The 1,174-nt window shown below is 31.7% G+C and carries 2 pseudogenes; both read right to left on the reverse strand.

The window, feature by feature from the left end:
* A pseudogene (locus IC174_RS21505) lies at positions 1–805 on the reverse strand (hypothetical protein); the annotation flags it as partial.
* A gap of 19 nt (positions 806–824) precedes the next feature.
* Positions 825–1,174: pseudogene (locus IC174_RS21510) on the reverse strand (hypothetical protein); the annotation flags it as partial.

The raw sequence follows: 1,174 nt of genomic DNA on the forward strand, positions 1-1,174 counted from the left end.
CTCCTTTAGCTTCATAGCTTATTTTCTTTATTACTTCAATTTCTTCACCTAGATTTATTTTATTTTCAACTATAGTAAATGGTATACTATAAAGCTTACATAATCCATTTTGCTCCAACTCATATATGACAGTATTGTCATCATATCTTATGTTTTGTATATAGAGATATGAATTATTATCATTAATAGAAAACTTAGCTTTTAAAGCTTCTCTTAAATCTATTTTTAAAGCTTCAAAAGTTCCATCTAACTGTTCGCCATTAGGACTCATTTCCATACCTACAATACTTGTTGGCATACCTGGTCTATGTAGAGGAGTCCAATCAATAGATAGTGGCTCATATCCTATAACATTCATTTCACCTTTAACACCTTTTTTAAGCTTTGGATAACCAAATATACTGACTTCCTTTATCCTCTTAGTTCTAATCCATCTTTTTAAATTTTTAGCATCTGCATCAATCAATCCTCTAAAGTATGCCTTATCACCTTTCATTTCTGCACCTATCCAATGTGTTACAGGTGGTGCAAATTCAGTTGATATATTTTCAGCTTTTTGATGTCCTAAAAAGCCATTAAGAGTATTTTCATTAGTGTAATCTACAATATCCTTTAAGCTTTTAGCAGTATAATTCCATCCTCTTTTAGATTTTGTTGCAGGTATCTCAACAACTACCTCAAGAGGGTCATTATCTATAGATTTTAAAGCTTCTATGTCTATATCTTTAGCTAAAGGAATATCAGAAGGTTTTATACTAGATATTAACGCATTCATTGAATCCATTTCTCCAGTTATTACATTCATTTAATCGCCACCTTTCAATTTAAAAACTCATATTTCCATACACATCTTGATACCACATTTCAAGAGGTACATCATTCATGGGATTTTTAATCCAATTTTTCAACCTTTCAACTAATACATCTAATGGTTGAACTACAGTAAGCATAATACACAAACAATGAGGGTGAAATGGATATGCAGGAGCTTCATTTATAGGATAAACACCTTTACCTAAACCAAAATTATCCTCTCCACATATTTCATCGCATATATCTGTATGAGGATGTGCCATGGATAACATAAACTGAATACCTATAGTTGCAGGATTAATCATTGCAGAAGCTAAAACCCCATCACCATAAGCTGATGTCATTTCAGTTCTTGCCAATC

Source organism: Clostridioides sp. ES-S-0001-03 (assembly GCF_020676075.1).
GTDB lineage: Bacteria > Bacillota > Clostridia > Peptostreptococcales > Peptostreptococcaceae > Clostridioides.